Origin of the sequence: Lysobacter sp. TY2-98 (assembly GCF_003367355.1) — a bacterium.
Classification (GTDB): domain Bacteria; phylum Pseudomonadota; class Gammaproteobacteria; order Xanthomonadales; family Xanthomonadaceae; genus Cognatilysobacter.
Window position 1 is genome coordinate 2,990,942 of record NZ_CP031413.1, and the last position, 17,031, is coordinate 3,007,972.

General features: G+C 69.0%; 11 protein-coding genes. 7 read left to right on the forward strand and 4 right to left on the reverse strand.

Features of this window, described 5'->3' with window-relative positions; all coding sequences use genetic code 11:
- Nucleotides 1-85: 85 nt before the first annotated feature.
- On the reverse strand, nt 86-2,476 hold the full coding sequence (locus DWG18_RS14405; protein WP_115647827.1) for a S9 family peptidase: 2,391 nt from the start codon (nt 2,474-2,476) through the stop codon (nt 86-88).
- A 215-nt stretch (nt 2,477-2,691) separates the two neighbouring features.
- Here DWG18_RS14405 and DWG18_RS14410 point away from each other — a divergent pair, with 215 nt between their 5' ends.
- The 4 genes from DWG18_RS14410 to DWG18_RS14425 are packed head-to-tail and all read left to right on the forward strand — an operon-like array spanning nt 2,692 to nt 8,747.
- A complete protein-coding gene (locus tag DWG18_RS14410; RefSeq protein WP_115647828.1) occupies nt 2,692-4,107 on the forward strand; it encodes a cytochrome ubiquinol oxidase subunit I in 1,416 nt (471 codons plus the stop codon).
- Nucleotides 4,104-5,120, forward strand: coding sequence for a cytochrome d ubiquinol oxidase subunit II (gene cydB, locus DWG18_RS14415; protein WP_115647829.1), 1,017 nt, complete (start codon nt 4,104-4,106; stop codon nt 5,118-5,120). Before DWG18_RS14410 ends, cydB begins: the two co-directional genes overlap by 4 nt.
- A 44-nt stretch (nt 5,121-5,164) precedes the next feature.
- Nucleotides 5,165-5,446, forward strand: a complete 282-nt coding sequence (locus DWG18_RS14420; RefSeq protein WP_115647830.1) for a YcgL domain-containing protein — start codon at nt 5,165-5,167, stop codon at nt 5,444-5,446.
- Nucleotides 5,439-8,747, forward strand: coding sequence for an ankyrin repeat domain-containing protein (locus DWG18_RS14425; protein WP_162823872.1), 3,309 nt, complete (start codon nt 5,439-5,441; stop codon nt 8,745-8,747). The genes DWG18_RS14420 and DWG18_RS14425 overlap by 8 nt, the downstream gene beginning before the upstream one ends.
- A gap of 36 nt (nt 8,748-8,783) precedes the next feature.
- Here DWG18_RS14425 and DWG18_RS14430 read toward each other — a convergent pair whose 3' ends face one another.
- Nucleotides 8,784-10,586 carry a monovalent cation:proton antiporter-2 (CPA2) family protein gene (locus DWG18_RS14430; RefSeq protein WP_115647831.1) on the reverse strand — a complete coding sequence of 601 codons (1,803 nt, stop codon included), beginning with the start codon at nt 10,584-10,586 and terminating at the stop codon, nt 8,784-8,786.
- A 136-nt stretch (nt 10,587-10,722) separates the two neighbouring features.
- Between DWG18_RS14430 and DWG18_RS14435 the strand changes: the two genes are divergently transcribed.
- Entirely contained in the window at nt 10,723-11,694 is a 972-nt protein-coding gene (locus DWG18_RS14435; protein WP_115647832.1) for a GGDEF domain-containing protein, read from the forward strand.
- Nucleotides 11,691-12,623 carry an energy transducer TonB gene (locus DWG18_RS14440; RefSeq protein WP_162823873.1) on the forward strand — a complete coding sequence of 311 codons (933 nt, stop codon included), beginning with the start codon at nt 11,691-11,693 and terminating at the stop codon, nt 12,621-12,623. The genes DWG18_RS14435 and DWG18_RS14440 overlap by 4 nt, the downstream gene beginning before the upstream one ends.
- Before the next feature lie 87 nt (nt 12,624-12,710).
- Here DWG18_RS14440 and rho read toward each other — a convergent pair whose 3' ends face one another.
- Both rho and trxA read right to left on the reverse strand, forming a co-directional pair.
- Complete coding sequence (gene rho / locus DWG18_RS14445) at nt 12,711-14,390, reverse strand: transcription termination factor Rho (protein ID WP_115647834.1); 1,680 nt, start codon at nt 14,388-14,390, stop codon at nt 12,711-12,713.
- A 312-nt stretch (nt 14,391-14,702) separates the two neighbouring features.
- The gene (gene trxA, locus DWG18_RS14450; RefSeq protein WP_115647835.1) at nt 14,703-15,029 is read right to left on the reverse strand and encodes a thioredoxin; all 327 of its coding nucleotides are present in this window, start codon (nt 15,027-15,029) and stop codon (nt 14,703-14,705) included.
- 243 nt (nt 15,030-15,272) lie between these two features.
- On the opposite strand from trxA, the gene rhlB reads away from it, so the two are divergent.
- Nucleotides 15,273-17,012, forward strand: coding sequence for an ATP-dependent RNA helicase RhlB (gene rhlB / locus DWG18_RS14455; RefSeq protein WP_115647836.1), 1,740 nt, complete (start codon nt 15,273-15,275; stop codon nt 17,010-17,012).
- Nucleotides 17,013-17,031: the final 19 nt, after the last annotated feature.

Below are 17,031 nucleotides of genomic sequence, written 5' to 3' on the forward strand. Positions count from 1 at the left end.
ACGTCGCCCGAGGCGTGCCTTTCGCGTTCAGTCCGGCGCGGTCGCCCGAAACGATCGGGCCGCCTTGCAGCGGCCCGATGCGGGGTCACTGGCCCAGCGATTGCTGGAACAGCTCCCGGATGCGGCGGTATTCGTCGTACCACGAATCCGCATGCACGAAGCCGTGGCGCTCCATCGGATACGGCGCGAGCGTCCACTTGTCCTTGTGCAGCTCGATGAGCTTCTGGGTGAGCATCACCGAATCCTTGAAGAACACGTTGTCATCGATCATGCCGTGCGCAATCAGCAGGTTGTCCTGCAGGTTCTGCGCGTATTCGATCGGCGAACTCGTCGCGTAGGCGTCGGGGTCGAGTTCCGGCGTGTTGAGGATGTTCGACGTGTACTCGTGGTTGTACTGCGACCAGTCGGTGACGGGGCGCAACGCGGCGCCGGCCTTGAACGTGCCCGGCGAACGGAACAGACCCATCAGCGTCATGAAGCCGCCGTAGCTGCCGCCGTAGAGGCCCGCGCGGCTGCGGTCGGCATGACGGTTCGCGACGGCCCAGTCGAGCGCGTCCAGATGATCGTCGAGCTCCGGATGGCCCATGTTGCGGTAGATGGCCGTGCGCCAGTCGCGGCCGTAGCCGCTGGACGCGCGGTAGTCGATGTCGAGCACGACGTAACCGGAGTCGACGAGCAGGTTGTTGAACATCTGCTCGCGGAAGTAGTTCGGGTAGCGCGCGTGCACGTTCTGCAGATAGCCCGCACCGTGGATGAAGAACACGACCGGATACGTCTTGCCGGGCTCGTAGTTCTTCGGGCCGTAGAACTTGCCCCAGATCGTGCCGGCGCCGTGCTTGCTCGGGATCTGCACGATCTCGGGCTGGATGAAGTCGATGGCCTTGAACTTCTCGCTGCGCGTATCGGTGAGTTCGCGCGTGGCACCGCCGTTCGCGTCGACGACGGCGAGCTGCGGTGGCACGTAGCTCGACGAATGGCGCACCAGCAGCTTCGAGTCGTCCGGCGAGAGATCGAAGTCCTCGACGCCGTCGAGGCTGGTCACCTCGCGCACGTCACCGCCGTTCGCGTCGACCGCGCAGACCTCGTAGTCGCCCGGCCACTTGCGGTTGCATTCGAAGTAGAAGCGATGGCCATCACGCGTCGCGACCGGCGCGGACACTTCCCACTTGCCCGACGTCAGTGCACGCGACGAACCCGGCGCATCGCTGACGTAGAGATGCGAGTAGCCCGACTTCTCCGACAGGAACCACAGACGATTGCGGCCGTTCGCGTTCGGCAGCCAGCCGAAGTCGTTGAAGTTCCAGTTGATCCACGCGTTGTCGGTGAGGCGGTCGCGCGTGACGAGCTTCTTCGCACCGAGGTCGACCTGCGCGATCCAGCGATCCTTGTTGTCGACGGCACGTACCAGCACGGCGGCATCGCGACCATCGTCGCTCCAGTGGATGGCGGGACCGGTGCCATCACCATCGGTCTCGATGCGCGCATCGCGCGCGCCGTCGAGCGGCTTCTTGCCGGCCTTCTTGCGCAGGTCGGCGAGCGGATCGGTCTTGATGCCGGGCAGGTCGTCGAACTTCAGTTGCGTGATCGTGCCCGTCGCGGTCTCGACCAGCCACAGCGAATGCGCGGCCGGCGGATTGCGACCGACGCGCGTGCGACCTTCCTCCGTTTCCTCGTAACCCGATTCGGTCACGTACTTCGGCATCTTCGTCGCCTGGCCGAGGTTCGCATCCTTCGGATAGGTCACCGCGAGCAGCCAGCGACCGTCGGGCGACAGCGCGCTGTCGACGAGCTCGACGTCCTTGCCGAGGTACGCCGGCGGCGGCGCGGCGGTGGGGTCGGCGGCGCGCCAGCTCTTGTCCTGCGCCTTCGCGGCTTCGCGCTTTTCGCGATCGGTGCGCAGCGTGTCGATCATGTGCAGCTGGCGCGTGCGCAGATCGTCGTCCTTCTTCGCCTTGTCCGGATCGTCCTCGGTCTTGAGCGTCGAGGCCTGCGCGACGGCTGTGCCCGCGCGCCACATGAACCAGTCGTTGCCGGCGCGGAACACGAGCTGGCCCTGCGGGCCCCACTGCGGACGCGAATCCTGCTCCGCCGTGCGCGTGACCTGCGTCAGCGCGCCGCTCTTGAGGTCGCGCACGAAGATGTCGCCACCGCGCGAGAACGCCATGCGCGTGCCCGATGCATCGACGACCGCGTCGTCGCCATCGATCGACGCGCGATCGGCGCCGTCGAGCTTGACCGCCGCGCCGCCGGCGATCGGCTGGCGGAAGGTGTCGCGGATCGTCGCGCCGCTGCGCTTCTGGCTGAAGTAGGCGTTCCGGCCGTCCCAGCTCCACCACGCCTGTTCGACCGCGTTACCGATCCAGTCGGGATCGGCCATGGCCTGGTCGAGGCTGATGCGCGGCGCGGTCTGCGCGGTCGCGGCGAGCGGGGCGAGACCCGCGAGGAGAAGGGCGGTGGCGAGGCTGCTGCGACGCATCGAGGAGTCCGGCAAACGAAGTCGGCGGAGGGTAACAGCCGCCGGCGCGCGGCGGCCGTGGCGTCGGTCATCGCCAACGTGCGCGGTTTCACGGCTTCACATGCGCGGCGAACGGACACGACAGCGGACTCGGCCGTCACTGGCGGCGGGCGGCCGCCGCGGCGCACAATACGCAGGCGAACAGACGACCCACTTGATCGAAGGGATGGCCCTCGATGGATGCTTTGCTGCTCTCACGGATCCAGTTCGGATTCGTGATCTCGTTCCACATCATGTTTCCCGCGTTCACGATCGGCCTGGCGAATTGGCTGGCGTTCTGTGAATGGCGATGGCTGAAGACGCGCGACAGCGTCTGGCGCGACATCTATTTCTTCTGGCTGCGCATCTTCGCCATCAGCTTCGGCATGGGCGTGGTGAGCGGGATCGTCATGAGCTTCCAGTTCGGCACCAACTGGGCGGTGCTCAGCGAGCGCGCCGGCAACATCCTCGGCCCGTTGATGACGTACGAGGTGCTGACCGCGTTCTTCCTCGAAGCGACGTTCCTCGGCGTCATGCTGTTCGGCGCGAAGAAGGTGCCGGAGAGACTGCATTTCTTCGCGACCTGCATGGTCGCGCTCGGCACGTTGATCTCGACGTTCTGGATCATCTCCGCCAACAGCTGGATGCACACGCCGGCCGGCTATTCGATCAACGCCGCCGGCGTGTTCGAGCCCGCCGACTGGTGGGCGATCATCTTCAATCCTTCGTTCCCGTATCGCCTCGCGCACATGGTGCTGGCCGCATTCATCACCACGTGTTTCGTGGTCGGTGGTGTCAGCGCCGCGTATCTCTGGCGACGCGAGCATGTCGACGCCGCGCGCAAGATGCTGAAGATGGCGGTGCTGTTCGCCGCGATCACGGTGCCGACGCAGATCTTCGTCGGCGACCTGCACGGCCTCGAAGTCCACAAGCACCAGCCGGCCAAGCTCGCCGCGATCGAGGCGCACTGGGAGCAGGGCGAGCCCGGCGCCGGCGTGCCGCTGGTGCTGTTCGCGTTGCCGGACATGGACAACGAACGCAACAACGCCGAGATCGCGCTGCCGCGCGTCGGCTCGCTGATCCTCACGCACAGCTGGGCGGGCGAGATCACGCCGCTGAAAGCGGTGCCGCGCGATGAACGCCCGCCGGTCGCGCCGGTGTTCTTCTCGTTCCGGGTGATGGTGGGTCTCGGCGTCGCGATGCTGCTGCTCGCCTGGGCGTCGGCACTGCAGCTTCGTCGCGGACGCCTGTTCGATTCGCGCTGGCTCATCAACGGCTGGCGCTGGATGACGTTTGCCGGTTTCGTCGCGCTGCTCACCGGCTGGTACGTCGCCGAGATCGGGCGTCAGCCGTGGGTGATCTACGGTCTGCTGCGCACTGCGAACGCGGTGAGTCCGATGCTGACCACGGGGCAGGTGATCGCGTCGATCGCCGCCTTCGTCGCCGCCTATTCGGTCATCTTCGGCTCGGGCCTCTGGTACATCCGCAAGCTCGTGCGCATCGGGCCGATACCGCACGACCCGGGTCCCGACGCCGAACACGGGGACCGCAGCCCGAAGCGTCCGTTGTCGGTCGATTCGCTGCCCGAGGAAAGCGCCGGGGTGCGCCCGTGAGCGCCGCGACCGTCCTGCCGGTGGTCTGGTTCGGCGTGATCGGCTTCGGCGTGCTGATGTACGTGCTGCTGGACGGCTTCGTGCTCGGTCTCGGCATCCTCGCGCCGTTCGCCCGCGACGAGGACGAGCTCGACCACATGATGAACACGGCCGCGCCGATCTGGGACGGGAACGAGACCTGGCTGGTGCTCGGCGGCGCCGGCCTGCTCGCCGCGTTCCCGAAGGCGTACGCGGTGATGCTGTCGGCGCTGTACCTGCCGGTGCTGCTGATGCTGATCGCGCTGATCTTCCGCGGTGTCGCCTTCGAGTTCCGCTTCAAGGCGACGCGCGCGCGCCGGTTCTGGGGCGCGGCGTTCGGTCTCGGCTCGACCTTCGCCGCGTTCGCGCAGGGCGTGATCCTCGGCTCGATCGTCGAAGGCATGCCACTGACCGCGGGCAAGTACCTCGGCGGCGCGTTCGGCTGGTTCAGCCCGTTCTCGATGCTGACGGGCGTCGCCGTCGTGTTCGGCTATGCGCTGCTCGGCACCACCTGGCTGATCCTGAAAACCGAAGACCGCCTGCAGCGCTCAGCGCGTTACATGGCGCGCCCGCTGGTGCTGGCGGTGGTCGCGTTCATGGGCCTCGTCAGCGCGTGGTTGCCCTTCCTGAACTCGCGGATCATGGCACGCTGGTTCGAGGGCGGCAGCTTCTGGTGGCTGCTGCCGGTGCCGCTGCTCGCGCTGGTCAACGCGTTCCTGCTGTGGCGCGCCGCCATGCGCGAGGGCCGCGACGCCATGCCGTTCGTGCTCACGCTGACGTTCTTCCTGCTCGGCTTCATCGGGCTGGTGATCGGCGTGTGGCCGCACATCATCCCGCCATCGCTGACGATCTGGGGCGCCGCGTCGCCGCCGTCGTCGCAGGGTTTCGTGATGGTCGGCATGGCGGTGCTGCTGCCGGCGATCCTCGGCTACACGTGGTGGTCGTACCGCGTGTTTTCCGGAAAGGTCGCGGCCGATAGCGGCTATCACCACTAGTCCGCGGGTATGCTGTGCCGACGCCCCACGAGCGTCGGCCTTCAATGCACGCCCACGTCTACAAGAGCCTCCGAAAGGCCGACACCTACGTCTATCTCGCGCAGCGCGACGGGTTCGACGCGCTTCCCGAAGCCGTGCGCGCGCAGCTCGGCGGTCTCGAGTTCGTGCTCGAAGTCGAACTGTCGCCCGAGCGCAAGCTCGCGCGCGCCGACGCGGCACAGGTGCGCGAGGCGCTGGAGTCGCGCGGGTTCTTCCTGCAGATCCCACCGCTGCCCGATGCCCCGCCCTACGACGCCGAAGAGTTCTACCGGAGCCGTGATGCCTGAGCGCGGCATGTCGAACGGGCGCGCGTTCGCGTTCATCGCCGCTGCCGCGGGGGTCGCGGCGCTCGCTGCCCTGCCGTCGCCGATCGCCGCGCTCGGGCTGTTGCTCGCGCAGCCGCTGGCGACGCTCGGTATCGCGATGCGCCGTCACACCGCGCGCGGACCCAGGTCGCATGCGCTGATCGCGGCGGGCCTGTGGACGGTCGCGACCGTCGGCACTGCCGTCGTGCTCGGCTGGCCGCTGTCCGCGCTGCTGCACAGCGGTTCGCTGCCGGCGACGATCGCGTTGAGCCTCGCCATCGGCATCGTGCTGCTGGTGCTGTGGCCGACGTGGACACTGTGGAGCGGCGTCGAGCGTGACGGCGACTGGCGCGAGCATCTCGACGCGATGCACGACGCCGACCGCATCGCCTGGCGCGGCCTCGGCGTTGCCGCCGCGGTGCTCGCGATCACTGCGGCGACGCTGCTGCTGGCCTGGCCCGGCCTGCTCGCCGGAGGTGCGCGGATCGCGGTGGCGGTGGCGGTCGCGCTGCTCGGGCCGCTGCTGCACGAAGTCATCCAGCGCGCGAACGACGTGCCGCGCGCGGTGGCGCCCGTCGTCGCACCAATCGCGGCGGAAAACGTCGTCTCGCTCGACGCCGTGCGCGCCGAAACCACCGTCGCGCCGCCGCCGGTCGCCATACCCGCGGTCGATCCGCAGGCGATGCTGCGCGAGCTCTACGACGCCGCACGCGGCGGTCGCGTCGAACGCGCGCTCGCACTGATCGATGCCGGTACCGACATCACGGCACCGCCGCCCGCCGGCGAACGCGACCAGCGCGCACTGCCTGTGCTCGCTGCGGTGCTGCCCGACCTGCGCCTGCTGCGCGCACTGATCGCCAAGGGCATCGACCTCAACGCGATGCATGCCGGCATGACGCCGCTGCTCGCCGCCACGCGCGACAGCTGGCATGGACGTCCGGAAGCGGTGATGACGCTGCTGTCGAACGGCGCCGATCCGCGCATGCGCGACGCCGAAGGCAACACCGCATTGCACTTCGCCGCGCGCAGCACCGATCCCGGCGTGGCCGCGCTGCTGCGCGACGCCGCGGCCGAACTCGAAGTCGTGAACAACGAAGGCCTGTCACCGCTTGGCATGGCCTGCGCGGTCGGCAACTGGCGCGTCGCGCGCTTCCTGCTCGAACGCGGCGCACGACCGGAACCGGCGGGCGGCCAGCCCGTCCTGCTGGCTGCCGCTGGCGCGGAAGACGACGATCCCGCCGGTGTGCAGCTGCTGCTCAAGCACAAGGCGCGTGTCGATGCGCGCGATCGTTCCGGCCGCACCGCGCTGCACGTGGCCGCACTCGCCGGCCACATCGAGATCGTCATCGCGCTGCTCGAAGCCGGCGCCGATGCGGCACTCGCCGACGCGCAGGGCCGCACGCCGATCATGGAAGCGGTGCGCGGCGGCCATCTCGAAATCGCCGATGAGCTGCTGCGGCAGATGTCCGACGGCGGTGCGGCGCAGGCGGCGCGCGTCGATGCGGAGGGTCGCGGCCTGCTCGCGCTGGCCTGCGAATCCGATCGCACCACGCCCGAACTCGTCGCGCGGCTGATCGAACTCGGCGCCGATCCGTCGCACGTCGACAAGCAGGGCAAGCGACCGGTCGACCGCGCGGCGGAAGCGGGGCGCTGGTCGCTGGTCGCCGCGCTCGACGCGGGCTACGGCCTGCCGGTCGCGCTGCGCGAGGACGACGACACGCCGTTGCCCGATCGCACGCCGATGGCGCTGCTGCGCGAAGGCCTGCACGAAGGCCGCGACGGCCTCGATGCAGTGGCGAAGCTGATGTCGCCGGTCGATCTCGGCGCGTTGTTGCACGACGACGAGATCGTCGCCAATCCGGCCAACGTCGCCTGGTTGCTCGCGCGCGGCGCGGATCCGTACGTGCGCGACGGCCAGGGACAGACACCGTTGTTCGTGCTGCTCGGTCGCGGTCCGGGCGCGGTGCCGGCGCTGCGCCGTTTTCTCGATGCCGGCGTGTCGCCGACCGGGCGCGGCGGCCTCGCGCGTTTCCTCGCCGCCTGCATCGCCGGCGACGCCGCCTGCGCGCGCATGGCCATGGACCTGCTCGAACGCGGCGCCGATCCGTTCGGTCCGTCGCGCGGCGGCGATCCGGCGATCACGCTTGCGGTGCGCCTCGGTGGGGCACCACTGGTCGAACGTCTGCTGCAGATCGGCGTCGGCCTCGACGCACGCGACAGCCGCGGCATGAGCGCGCTCCATCTCGCCGCCGCACTGGGACGTCTCGATCTGGTCAAGCGCCTCGTCGCCCACGGCGCCTGCACCGAGCTGCGCGCGACCGACGGACAGACGCCGCTCGGTGTCGCACTCGCCGCGGGTCGCCGCGACATCGCCGACTGGCTCGACTGGCGCGGCTGGCCCCTGCCGCGTCGCCCGCTGCGTGCCGCCGACGTGCCGGCCGCCGCGATGGCGGGCGACGACGATGCGGTGCGTCGCCTGCTCGATCTCGGCTTCGCCGTCGACGCCACTGACCGCCAGGGTTGCAGCGCGCTGTTGCGTGCGGCGGGCGGCGGGCATCGCGCGGTGGTCGAGCTGCTGCTGTCGCGCGGCGCGGACGCCGGCCTCGCCGCGCAGTCCGGCGCGACCGCATTGTCGGCCGCGGTGTCGATGCGTCACCTCGACATCGTCGACCGCCTCGTCGCATCGGGCGTCTCGCTTGAACAGCGTCTGCCGGGCGAGCTCACCGTACTGATGGTCGCGAGCGCGCTGGGCCTGCCGGATCTGGTGATGCGCCTCATCGCCGCTGGCGCCGACGTGCACGCGGTCGACGGCCAAGGTCGCAACGCACTGCACTGCGCGGCGCTCTATGCGTTCACGGCACGCGACCGCGCGCGCGTGATCGCATTGATCGATGCACTGGAGCTCGCCGGTGTCGAACCGGACGAGCGCGCGAACGGCGTCACGCCGCTGCTGCTCCTGCTGGGTGCGCGCGCCGAACCGGGCACGCCGGTCGACGAGGAGGTGCTGCTCGCCGCACTCGAACTGTTCCTCACGCACGACGTGGCGCTCGACGCGCGCGATGCGCGCGGCTTCGGCCCGCTGCATCTCGCCGCGCTGCACGGACTGTCACGCGTGGTGCAGCGCCTGCTCAAGGCGGGCGCCGATCCGGAACTGCGCGACTCGCTCAACCGCACGCCGCGCGAGATCGCGCTGATGCGCGGCTTCGTCGACATCGCCGCGGAGTTCGCGCCGGCGGCGTCGCAGCGCGACATTTCGATGGCGCGCTTCCTGCGCGATCGCTGAGGGGTCGATTCGCCGCGGCGATGCGCGGCGGATCGGTCAGGGTGTCTCCGCCTCGCGCACCATCGTGCCCAGCACGCCTTCGCCGACGTCGGCGTTGAACAGGTCTTCGAGTTCGCGACGCGCCTCCCGCGAGGTCTGGATCAGCGCCGCTTCGTCGTCGCGCACTTCGTACTGCGCACGCAGCAGGCGTTCGTCGTGTTCGCGGAAGCGCTTGACCTGCGCGTGCACGGTGGTGGGGTCGAAGCCCAGGTCGACCAGCACGCGCTCGCCGGTGTACAGGCTGGAGTAGAACGTCTCGCGGATCGCCTGCGCGCCGAGATCCATCAGTTCCCACGCGTGCCGGCGATCGCGCGCGCTCGCATACACGGCGGCGTCGGGATACAGCTGGCGCACGGCGCGCGTCGTGCGCACCGACGCCTCGGGATCCTCCAGTGCGATCACGAACACCTTGACCGATTCCGCACCCGCCGAGCGCAGCAGATCGGAGCGACTCGGATCGCCGTAGTAGACCGGGTTGCCGAAGCGGCGGACGAAGTCGACCTGGTCGGCGCTGGGTTCGATCGCGATGAAGGGCAGCTTCTGCGCGGCGAGCAGGCGCGCGACGACCTGGCCGAAACGCCCGAACCCTGCGACCAACACCTTGGGTTGGTGGTCGGGAATCGTGTCGAACGCGCGCGCCGGTTTGGCGGGCGCGCGGCCGATCAGGCGCACGACCACCAGCATCAACAGCGGGCCGACCGCCATCGACAGGCCGACGGTCGCCACCAGGCGATCGCGCGTGAGTGCGTCGATCAGGCCGACGCGTGTCGCTTCGGAAAACACGACGAACGCGAATTCACCGCCGAGTGCCAGGACGCCTGCGAGCTGCACGGCTTCGCGCCCCGACAGTCGCCCCGGTCGACGCCCGACGATCACGAGCAGCACGAACTTGATCGCGAGCATCGCGCCGACCAGCGCCGCCATGCGCAGCGGTTCGGCGACGACGCGCGCAACGTCGATCGTCATGCCCACGGCCATGAAGAAGAGGCCCAGCAGCAGGCCCTTGAAGGGATCGATCTGCGCTTCGAGCTCGTGGCGGAATTCCGAATCGGCGAGCAGCACGCCGGCGAGGAACGCGCCGAGACCCGGCGAAAGCCCCGCCTGCAGCATGATCCACGCTGCGCCGAGCACGGTGAGCAGTGCCGCGCCGGTGAACACTTCCGGCATACCGGTGCGGGCGATCAGGCGGAACGCCTGCCGCAGCAGCAGGCGACCACCGACCACCACGAGCAGCACGGCACCCAGCGCCTTGCCGACCATGTAGCCGTCGAATGCCGTGCCGCCCACATGGCCGAGCAGCGGCATCAGCGCAAGCAGGGGAATCGCGGCGAGGTCCTGGAACAGCAGGATCGCGAACGCGAGACGGCCGTGCTCGCTGTGCACCGCGCGTCGCTCCGACAGCAGCTGCAGGCCGACGGCCGTCGAGGACAGCGCGAGCGCGATGCCGACCACGATGGAAGCCGTCCACGACAGTCCGGCCAGACGCGCGACCGTGCCGAGCGCCAGACTGCACAGCAGCATCTGTGCGCCGCCGGCGCCGAACACCGGGCGGCGCATGACCATCAGGCGCGATGGCGAAAGCTCGAGGCCGAGCACGAACAGCATCATCACGACGCCGACTTCGGAGGCCGCGAGCACCGGGTCGGCGTCCGCGACCACGCGCAGTCCCTGCGGACCGAGCAGCACGCCGGCGGCGAGGTACCCGAGCACCGCGCCGAGCCCGAGGCGTCGGAACAGCGGCGCGGCGACCACCGCGGCGAGCAGGAAGACGAGCGCGAGATCGAGACCGCTGCCGTGCATGGTGAAACTCCCGGGCCGGACGCTCCATCGTAGCCGGCGCGCCGCATGCGCGATCACGGTCATCGCGACGCAGTGTCCGCCGGGTTACGCTCGCTTGCCGGCCCACCGCGGCCGGCCCCGACCGAACGAGGCCGCGATGTCGCTCCAGCGCCTGCGCACCGACTTCCAGTTCGCCGTGCTCGTCGCGTGCTGCGTCATCGGCACGCTCGGCATCTTGCCCTTCATCGTGTTGCGCATCGCCGCGCACGAATGGGCGGCCGCCGCCGTCGACGCCTCCATCGTCGCGGCGCTCGTCCTCGCGTTCGTTCGGGGTTGGCGCGGCGGCAACGTCACGCGCATCGGGCGCTTCGTCGTCGTCGTGATCACGCTGGCCTGCGTGGCGTCGAGCCACCTGCTCGGACTGTCGGGCGCGTTCTGGTCGTTCCCGGTGCTGCTCGCGAATTTCATCCTGGTGCGTAGACGCGATGCATTGCTCGCGTCGGTGGCGCTGATTTCGACCGTCGTCATCGACGGGCGTGCGTTTGTCACCGTGCTCGACCGATCGATGTATGTCGCCAGTGCGTCGGTCGGCTGTGCGCTCGCGTACGTCTTCGCATTGCGCACCGACGTGCAGCGCGAACAGTTGCAGACGCTGGCCTCGCGCGACCCGCTTACGGGCGTCGCCAACCGGCGTGCAATGGATCGCGAGATGCATATCGCCGTCGAAGCGTTCCGTCGCCATCGCATGCCGGTTGGCCTGCTCGTGATGGACCTCGACCACTTCAAGCGCATCAACGACGAGTTCGGCCACGAAGCTGGCGACGACGTGCTGGTGCACTTCACCCGCGTCGTGCAATCGAGCTGCCGTGCCGGTGACCGCCTATTCCGCTATGGCGGCGAAGAGTTCGTGCTGCTCGTCCCGGGCATCGACGCCGACACCCTGCGTCGGCTCGCTGAAGTGCTGCGCGAGGCGGTGAGTGTGCGCGTGCGTGCGGGCACTCGCGCGGTCACGGTGTCGATCGGTGGGGCAGTGTTGCAGCCCGACGAAGACAGCGGCGCGTGGATCGCGCGGGCCGATGCAGCGATGTACGAGCCGAAGCGGGAAGGGCGGGATCGGGTGGTGGTGTGATCGTCGCTTTCCGGCACAATGCGCCGACCTGGCAGGGGAGCAAGGGAATGAGACGTTTGCCGATTGCCGCGTGCGCGGCATTGCTGGCGATCGCCCCCGCGATTGCCGATCCGCTGACGATCGAGCCGCGTGTGTTGACGACGTTTCTCGATGGGGAGCTCACGATCGATCCGACGGGCGCGGTGGAGTCCTATCGCGTGACCGGTGACATTCCAGAAGGAATGGCAGCGAAGGCGCAGGACATGGTTCGACAGCTGCGATTCGAGCCGGTGTTGGCGGACGGTCGTCCTGCGCGGGCGCATACGATCATGCGAATCACGCTGGCGGGCACGCCGACCGACGATGGCGGCATCGACGTCCACCTCGACAACATCACGTTCCCAGTGATGGATCGTTCGAAGGGCGCGAAAGAACCGGAGTCCGGAGTCCACGCGGAGGTCGACAGCAAGTCGATGCCCGACTACCCCGTGATCGCGCTGCGTGCGGGCGTCGAGACCGACGTTCTGATCGTCGTTCGTTTCTCGCGCGACGGCCGCATCACGGACGCGGCTGTGAGACAGAGCGCCCTCATGTCAGCGGGAGGCGATCCGCAGGTCGTGTCGAAGCTGCTGTCGGAATTCGAATATCAGAGCCTTCGCGCGGTGCGGCGCTGGCACGTGAAGGTCGACGTGGCCGAAGGCAAGCAGTTTCCCGAAGAGGGCATGACAGCGGTTGTACCCTTTACCTACCGCATGCATGAGCTGGTCGCGCCGCGGGCCGGTGACTGGCGATGGGAAACGCGATCCGCGAAGCGAGAGACGCCGTGGGTCAAGCGCGATCCGTCCGAGCCATTGGTGGGTGTGGCGGACATGACGGGCGGCGACATGCAGACCGAGACCGGAAATGGATTTCGATTGGCGACGCCGTCCGGTGGCAAGGGCCAGCATTGATCCTGCCGCCGCATCGCAAGGCGACCGACGGCGATGGTGAAAAAAAGCCCCGCCGAAGCGGGGCTTTTTTGCATCGTTCGAACCGCCTCAGCGCTTCATTGAACTGAAGAACTCGTCGTTGCTCTTCGTGTTCTTCATCTTGTCGAGCAGGAACTCCATGGCGGCGATTTCGTCCATGCCGTGCAGGAGCTTGCGCAGGATCCAGATCTTCTGCAGCAGTTCCGGCTCGATGAGCAGGTCTTCGCGGCGCGTGCCCGAGCGGTTGATGTCGATCGCCGGGTAGACGCGCTTTTCCGCGATGCGGCGGTTGAGGTGCACTTCGGAGTTGCCGGTACCCTTGAACTCCTCGTAGATCACCTCGTCCATCTTCGAGCCGGTGTCGACCAGCGCGGTGGCGATGATGGTCAGCGAGCCGCCTTCCTCGACGTTGCGCGCGGCACCGAAGAAGCGCTTCGGACGGTGCAGTGCGTTGGCGTCGACACCGCCCGACAGGATCTTGCCGGAGCTCGGCACGACGTTGTTGTACGCACGCGCGAGGCGGGTGATGGAGTCGAGCAGGATGACGACATCCTTCTTGTGCTCGACCAGGCGCTTGGCGCGCTCGATCACCATTTCGGCGACCTGCACGTGGCGCGCCGCCGGCTCGTCGAACGTCGAGCTGATGACTTCGCCGCGCACGGTGCGCTGCATGTCGGTGACTTCTTCCGGGCGCTCGTCGATGAGCAGCACGATCAGGTGCACGTCGGGATGGTTGTACGTGATCGCGGTGGCGACCTGCTGCATCAGCATGGTCTTGCCGGCCTTCGGCGGCGAGACGATCAGCGCGCGCTGGCCTTTGCCCTGCGGCGCCATCAGGTCGAGGATGCGGCCGGTCACGTCTTCGGTCGACCCGTCGCCGCGTTCCAGCCGGAACTTGCGGCGCGGGAACAGCGGCGTGAGGTTCTCGAACAGCGCCTTGTTCTTCGACGCTTCGATCGGCTCGCCGTTGATGGTGTCGACGATGTTGAGCGCGAAGTAGCGCTCGCCGTCCTTCGGCCAGCGGATGCGGCCGGAGATGTGGTCGCCGGTGCGCAGGTTGAAACGGCGGATCTGGGACGGCGAGATGTAGGTGTCGTCCGGGCCGGCGAGGTAGCTGGCTTCGGCGGCGCGCAGGAAGCCGAACCCATCCGGCAGGATCTCGAGCACGCCGTCGGCGGCGACGCCTTCACCGTGGCGGGTCAGCACCTTCAGCAGGGCGAAGATGATGTCCTGCTTGCGGGCGCGGGCCACGCCCTCGTGGATGTTCAGCTGCTCGGCGAGCTCGATCAGCTTGCCGGCGGGCATGCGCTTGAGATCGCCCAGCGAGTACTGCGGGAAGCCTTCGGGCACCTGCGGATGCGGGCGCGGCACGAATCCCTCGCCGTTGCTGCCGCCGTCGTCGCCCATCATGTGTTCGCGCCGTTCGCGCTGGCGCTCGCGGCGGTTCTTGAAGCGCTCGCGGCGGCTCTGGCGCTGGCCTTCGCCCTGTTCACGCGGGCCGTTCTGGCCGCCGGGGTTCTGCTGCGACGACTCGCCGGAGGCTTCGGGTGCGCCGGCAACCGGCGCGGCGGGCGCTTCGGCAGCGGGTGCGGATTCGGTGCGGGCCGGCGCGTCAGCGGCGGCCGGGGCCTCGCTGCGCGGCGGTTCGGCGACGGCGGGCGCGGATTCGGGGGCGTCGGCCTTGGCGACGCGCGTCTTGCGCACGCGCTTTTCGGCGACTTCGCCGGCGTCGGGGGTCTGGTCGGACAAGCGGAAATTCCTCGCTAAAGCGGCGAGCACTCGCGGTGCGCGAGCGATGTCGGGATCGGATCGATTCGGATGAATCAGAGGGGTGCGGCGAGCGCGAACGCGCCGGGCCAGCAGGAAACTAGCACCGCCGCGACGAGGCGTGCAAGCACTCGCGACAGCGGAATTCGACCGGAGGAAGCGGCGATGCCGCGTGAAGGTCGGCCGGGGCGGCGCCGAGGCAGGCACTCTACGCGACGGGCGGGGTGCGCGAGGCACGACGCCGCCCGTGCGGTTCATCGGCGGGTCACGCCGGCGGCGCGACCCGTGCGGGCGTCAGAGCGCCTTGTCGAGCAGCTGCGCGAGCTGGGCCTTGCCCACCGCGCCGATCTGCTGGCCGTGGATCTGACCGTCCTTGAAGACGAGCAACATCGGGATCGAGCGCACGTGGAACTTCATCGCGGTCTGGCGCTCGTCGTCGACGTTCACCTTCACGATCTTGGCGCGGCCTTCGTAAGTCGTCGCCAGCTCGTCCAGCGCGGGCGCGATCATCTTGCAGGGGCCGCACCACGGGGCCCAGAAGTCCACCAGCACCGGCTCGGACGACTGCAGGACTTCGCGGTCGAAATCGGCATCGCCGACGTGCTTGATCTTGTCGCTCACTGAAGGTGTCTCCTCGGGGTACGGGTGCGGGCGCCATGGTCGCACGGACGTGGTGCAGCCATGCGCTACACTTGGGGGCCTTCCGCGGTGGCGCAAGCCCCGCGAGACCGTCCGATCCGCACTCGCAGCGTTCCGCGAGTGCATCCCGCCCGCTCCCCACGCGCGCCCCGGACGCCTGGCCCGGCCGGCTTCATGCCCGGCTGCTGCCCTCCCTCGCACGCGCCGCTTCGGCGCCGGATCCTGATGAGCGACAAACCCTTAACCGACGTTTCCTTTACCTCGTTCGACCTGCACCCCGCGCTGCTCGCGGGCCTTGAAGCCGCCGGCTTCACGCGCTGCACGCCGATCCAGGCCCTCACCCTTCCGCTGGCACTGGCCGGCCGCGACGTCGCCGGCCAGGCGCAGACCGGCACCGGCAAGACGCTCGCCTTCCTCGTCGCCGTCGTGAACCGGCTGCTGACCCGCCCGGCGCTCGCCGACCGCAAGCCGGAAGATCCGCGCGCGCTGATCCTCGCGCCGACCCGCGAGCTCGCGATCCAGATCCACAAGGACGCGGTGAAGTTCGGCTCCGATCTCGGCCTGAAGTTCGCGCTGGTCTACGGCGGCGTCGACTACGACAAGCAACGGCAGATCCTGCAGCAGGGCGCCGACGTCATCATCGCGACGCCCGGTCGACTCATCGACTACGTCAAGCAGCACAAGGTCGTGTCGCTGCATGCGTGCGAGATGTGCGTGCTCGACGAAGCCGACCGCATGTTCGACCTCGGCTTCATCAAGGACATCCGCTTCCTGCTGCGTCGCATGCCCGAGCGCACCACGCGGCAGACGCTGCTGTTCTCCGCGACGCTGAGCCATCGCGTGCTCGAACTCGCCTACGAGCACATGAACGAGCCGGAGAAGCTCGTCGTCGAGACGGAAAGCATCACCGCCGCACGTGTGCGCCAGAAGGTGTACTACCCGTCGGACGAAGAGAAGATTCCGCTGCTGATCGGCCTGCTGTCGCGCAGCGAAGGCGCGCGCACGATGGTGTTCGTCAACACCAAGGCGTTCGTCGAGCGTGTTGCGCGTGCGCTGGAGAAGGCGGGCTACCGCGTCGGCGTATTGAGTGGCGATGTGCCGCAGAAGAAGCGCGAATCGCTCCTGAAGAAGTTCCAGGCCGGCCAGCTCGAGATCCTCGTCGCGACCGACGTCGCCGCGCGCGGCCTGCACATCGACGGCGTTTCGCACGTCTACAACTACGACCTGCCGTTCGACGCCGAGGACTACGTCCACCGCATCGGCCGCACGGCACGCCTCGGCGCCGAAGGCGACGCGATCAGTTTCGCCTGCGAGCGCTACGGCATGTCGCTGCCCGACATCGAGGCCTACATCGAGCAGAAGATCCCGGGCGAGCACGTATCGCCCGAGATGCTCACCGCCCTGCCGCGCCCGGTTCGCGAGAAGGTGGAAGGCGAGGAAGAGGAGAGCGTCAGCACGATCTTCCGCGAGGCGCGCGAGCAGAAGGCCGAGGACGACGCGCGTCGCGGCATCAAGCCGCGTAGCGGTGGCCGCACGGGTTCCGGTGGTCGTGATGGCGAGCGTCGTCCGCGCGGCCCCAAGCCCGAGCGCGCGGCCGGCGAGCCGCGCCGCGAAGCGAAGCCGGAGCCGGCCGCGTCCGTCGCAGGCGATGCAGTGGGCGAGGCCGCCAAGGCGCCACGTCCGCCGCGCATCGATCCGGTGACGGGGCAGGAACTGCCGGCGCGCAAGCGTCGTCGCCGTCGTCGCGGCAAGCCGGTCGATGGCGCCGCCGCGACGGATGCGGGCACGCCGAACGCCACAGCCGCGACGCGCAGCGAGCGCGGTCCGGCGCGCCACGACGCGCGTCCGCCGCGGGCCGCGACTGAATCGCCGAAGGCCAGTGTCGAAGCGAAGCCGGGCCTGCTGCATCGCGTCGCACGCGGGTTGAAGTCGCTGATCACGCGCGCGCCGCGCAGCCAGCACTGACGTCCCGCACAGCGTGTAT

Bases quoted from the DNA above. Each gene is read 5' to 3' on its own strand.
- rhlB (WP_115647836.1), top strand. From the start codon at position 15,273: ATGAGCGACAAACCCTTAACCGACGTTTCCTTTACCTCGTTCGACCTG.
- DWG18_RS14425 (WP_162823872.1), top strand. From the start codon at position 5,439: ATGCCTGAGCGCGGCATGTCGAACGGGCGCGCGTTCGCGTTCATCGCC.
- DWG18_RS14405 (WP_115647827.1), bottom strand. From the start codon at position 2,476: ATGCGTCGCAGCAGCCTCGCCACCGCCCTTCTCCTCGCGGGTCTCGCC.
- DWG18_RS14430 (WP_115647831.1), bottom strand. From the start codon at position 10,586: ATGCACGGCAGCGGTCTCGATCTCGCGCTCGTCTTCCTGCTCGCCGCG.
- DWG18_RS14410 (WP_115647828.1), top strand. From the start codon at position 2,692: ATGGATGCTTTGCTGCTCTCACGGATCCAGTTCGGATTCGTGATCTCG.
- DWG18_RS14420 (WP_115647830.1), top strand. From the start codon at position 5,165: ATGCACGCCCACGTCTACAAGAGCCTCCGAAAGGCCGACACCTACGTC.
- DWG18_RS14435 (WP_115647832.1), top strand. From the start codon at position 10,723: ATGTCGCTCCAGCGCCTGCGCACCGACTTCCAGTTCGCCGTGCTCGTC.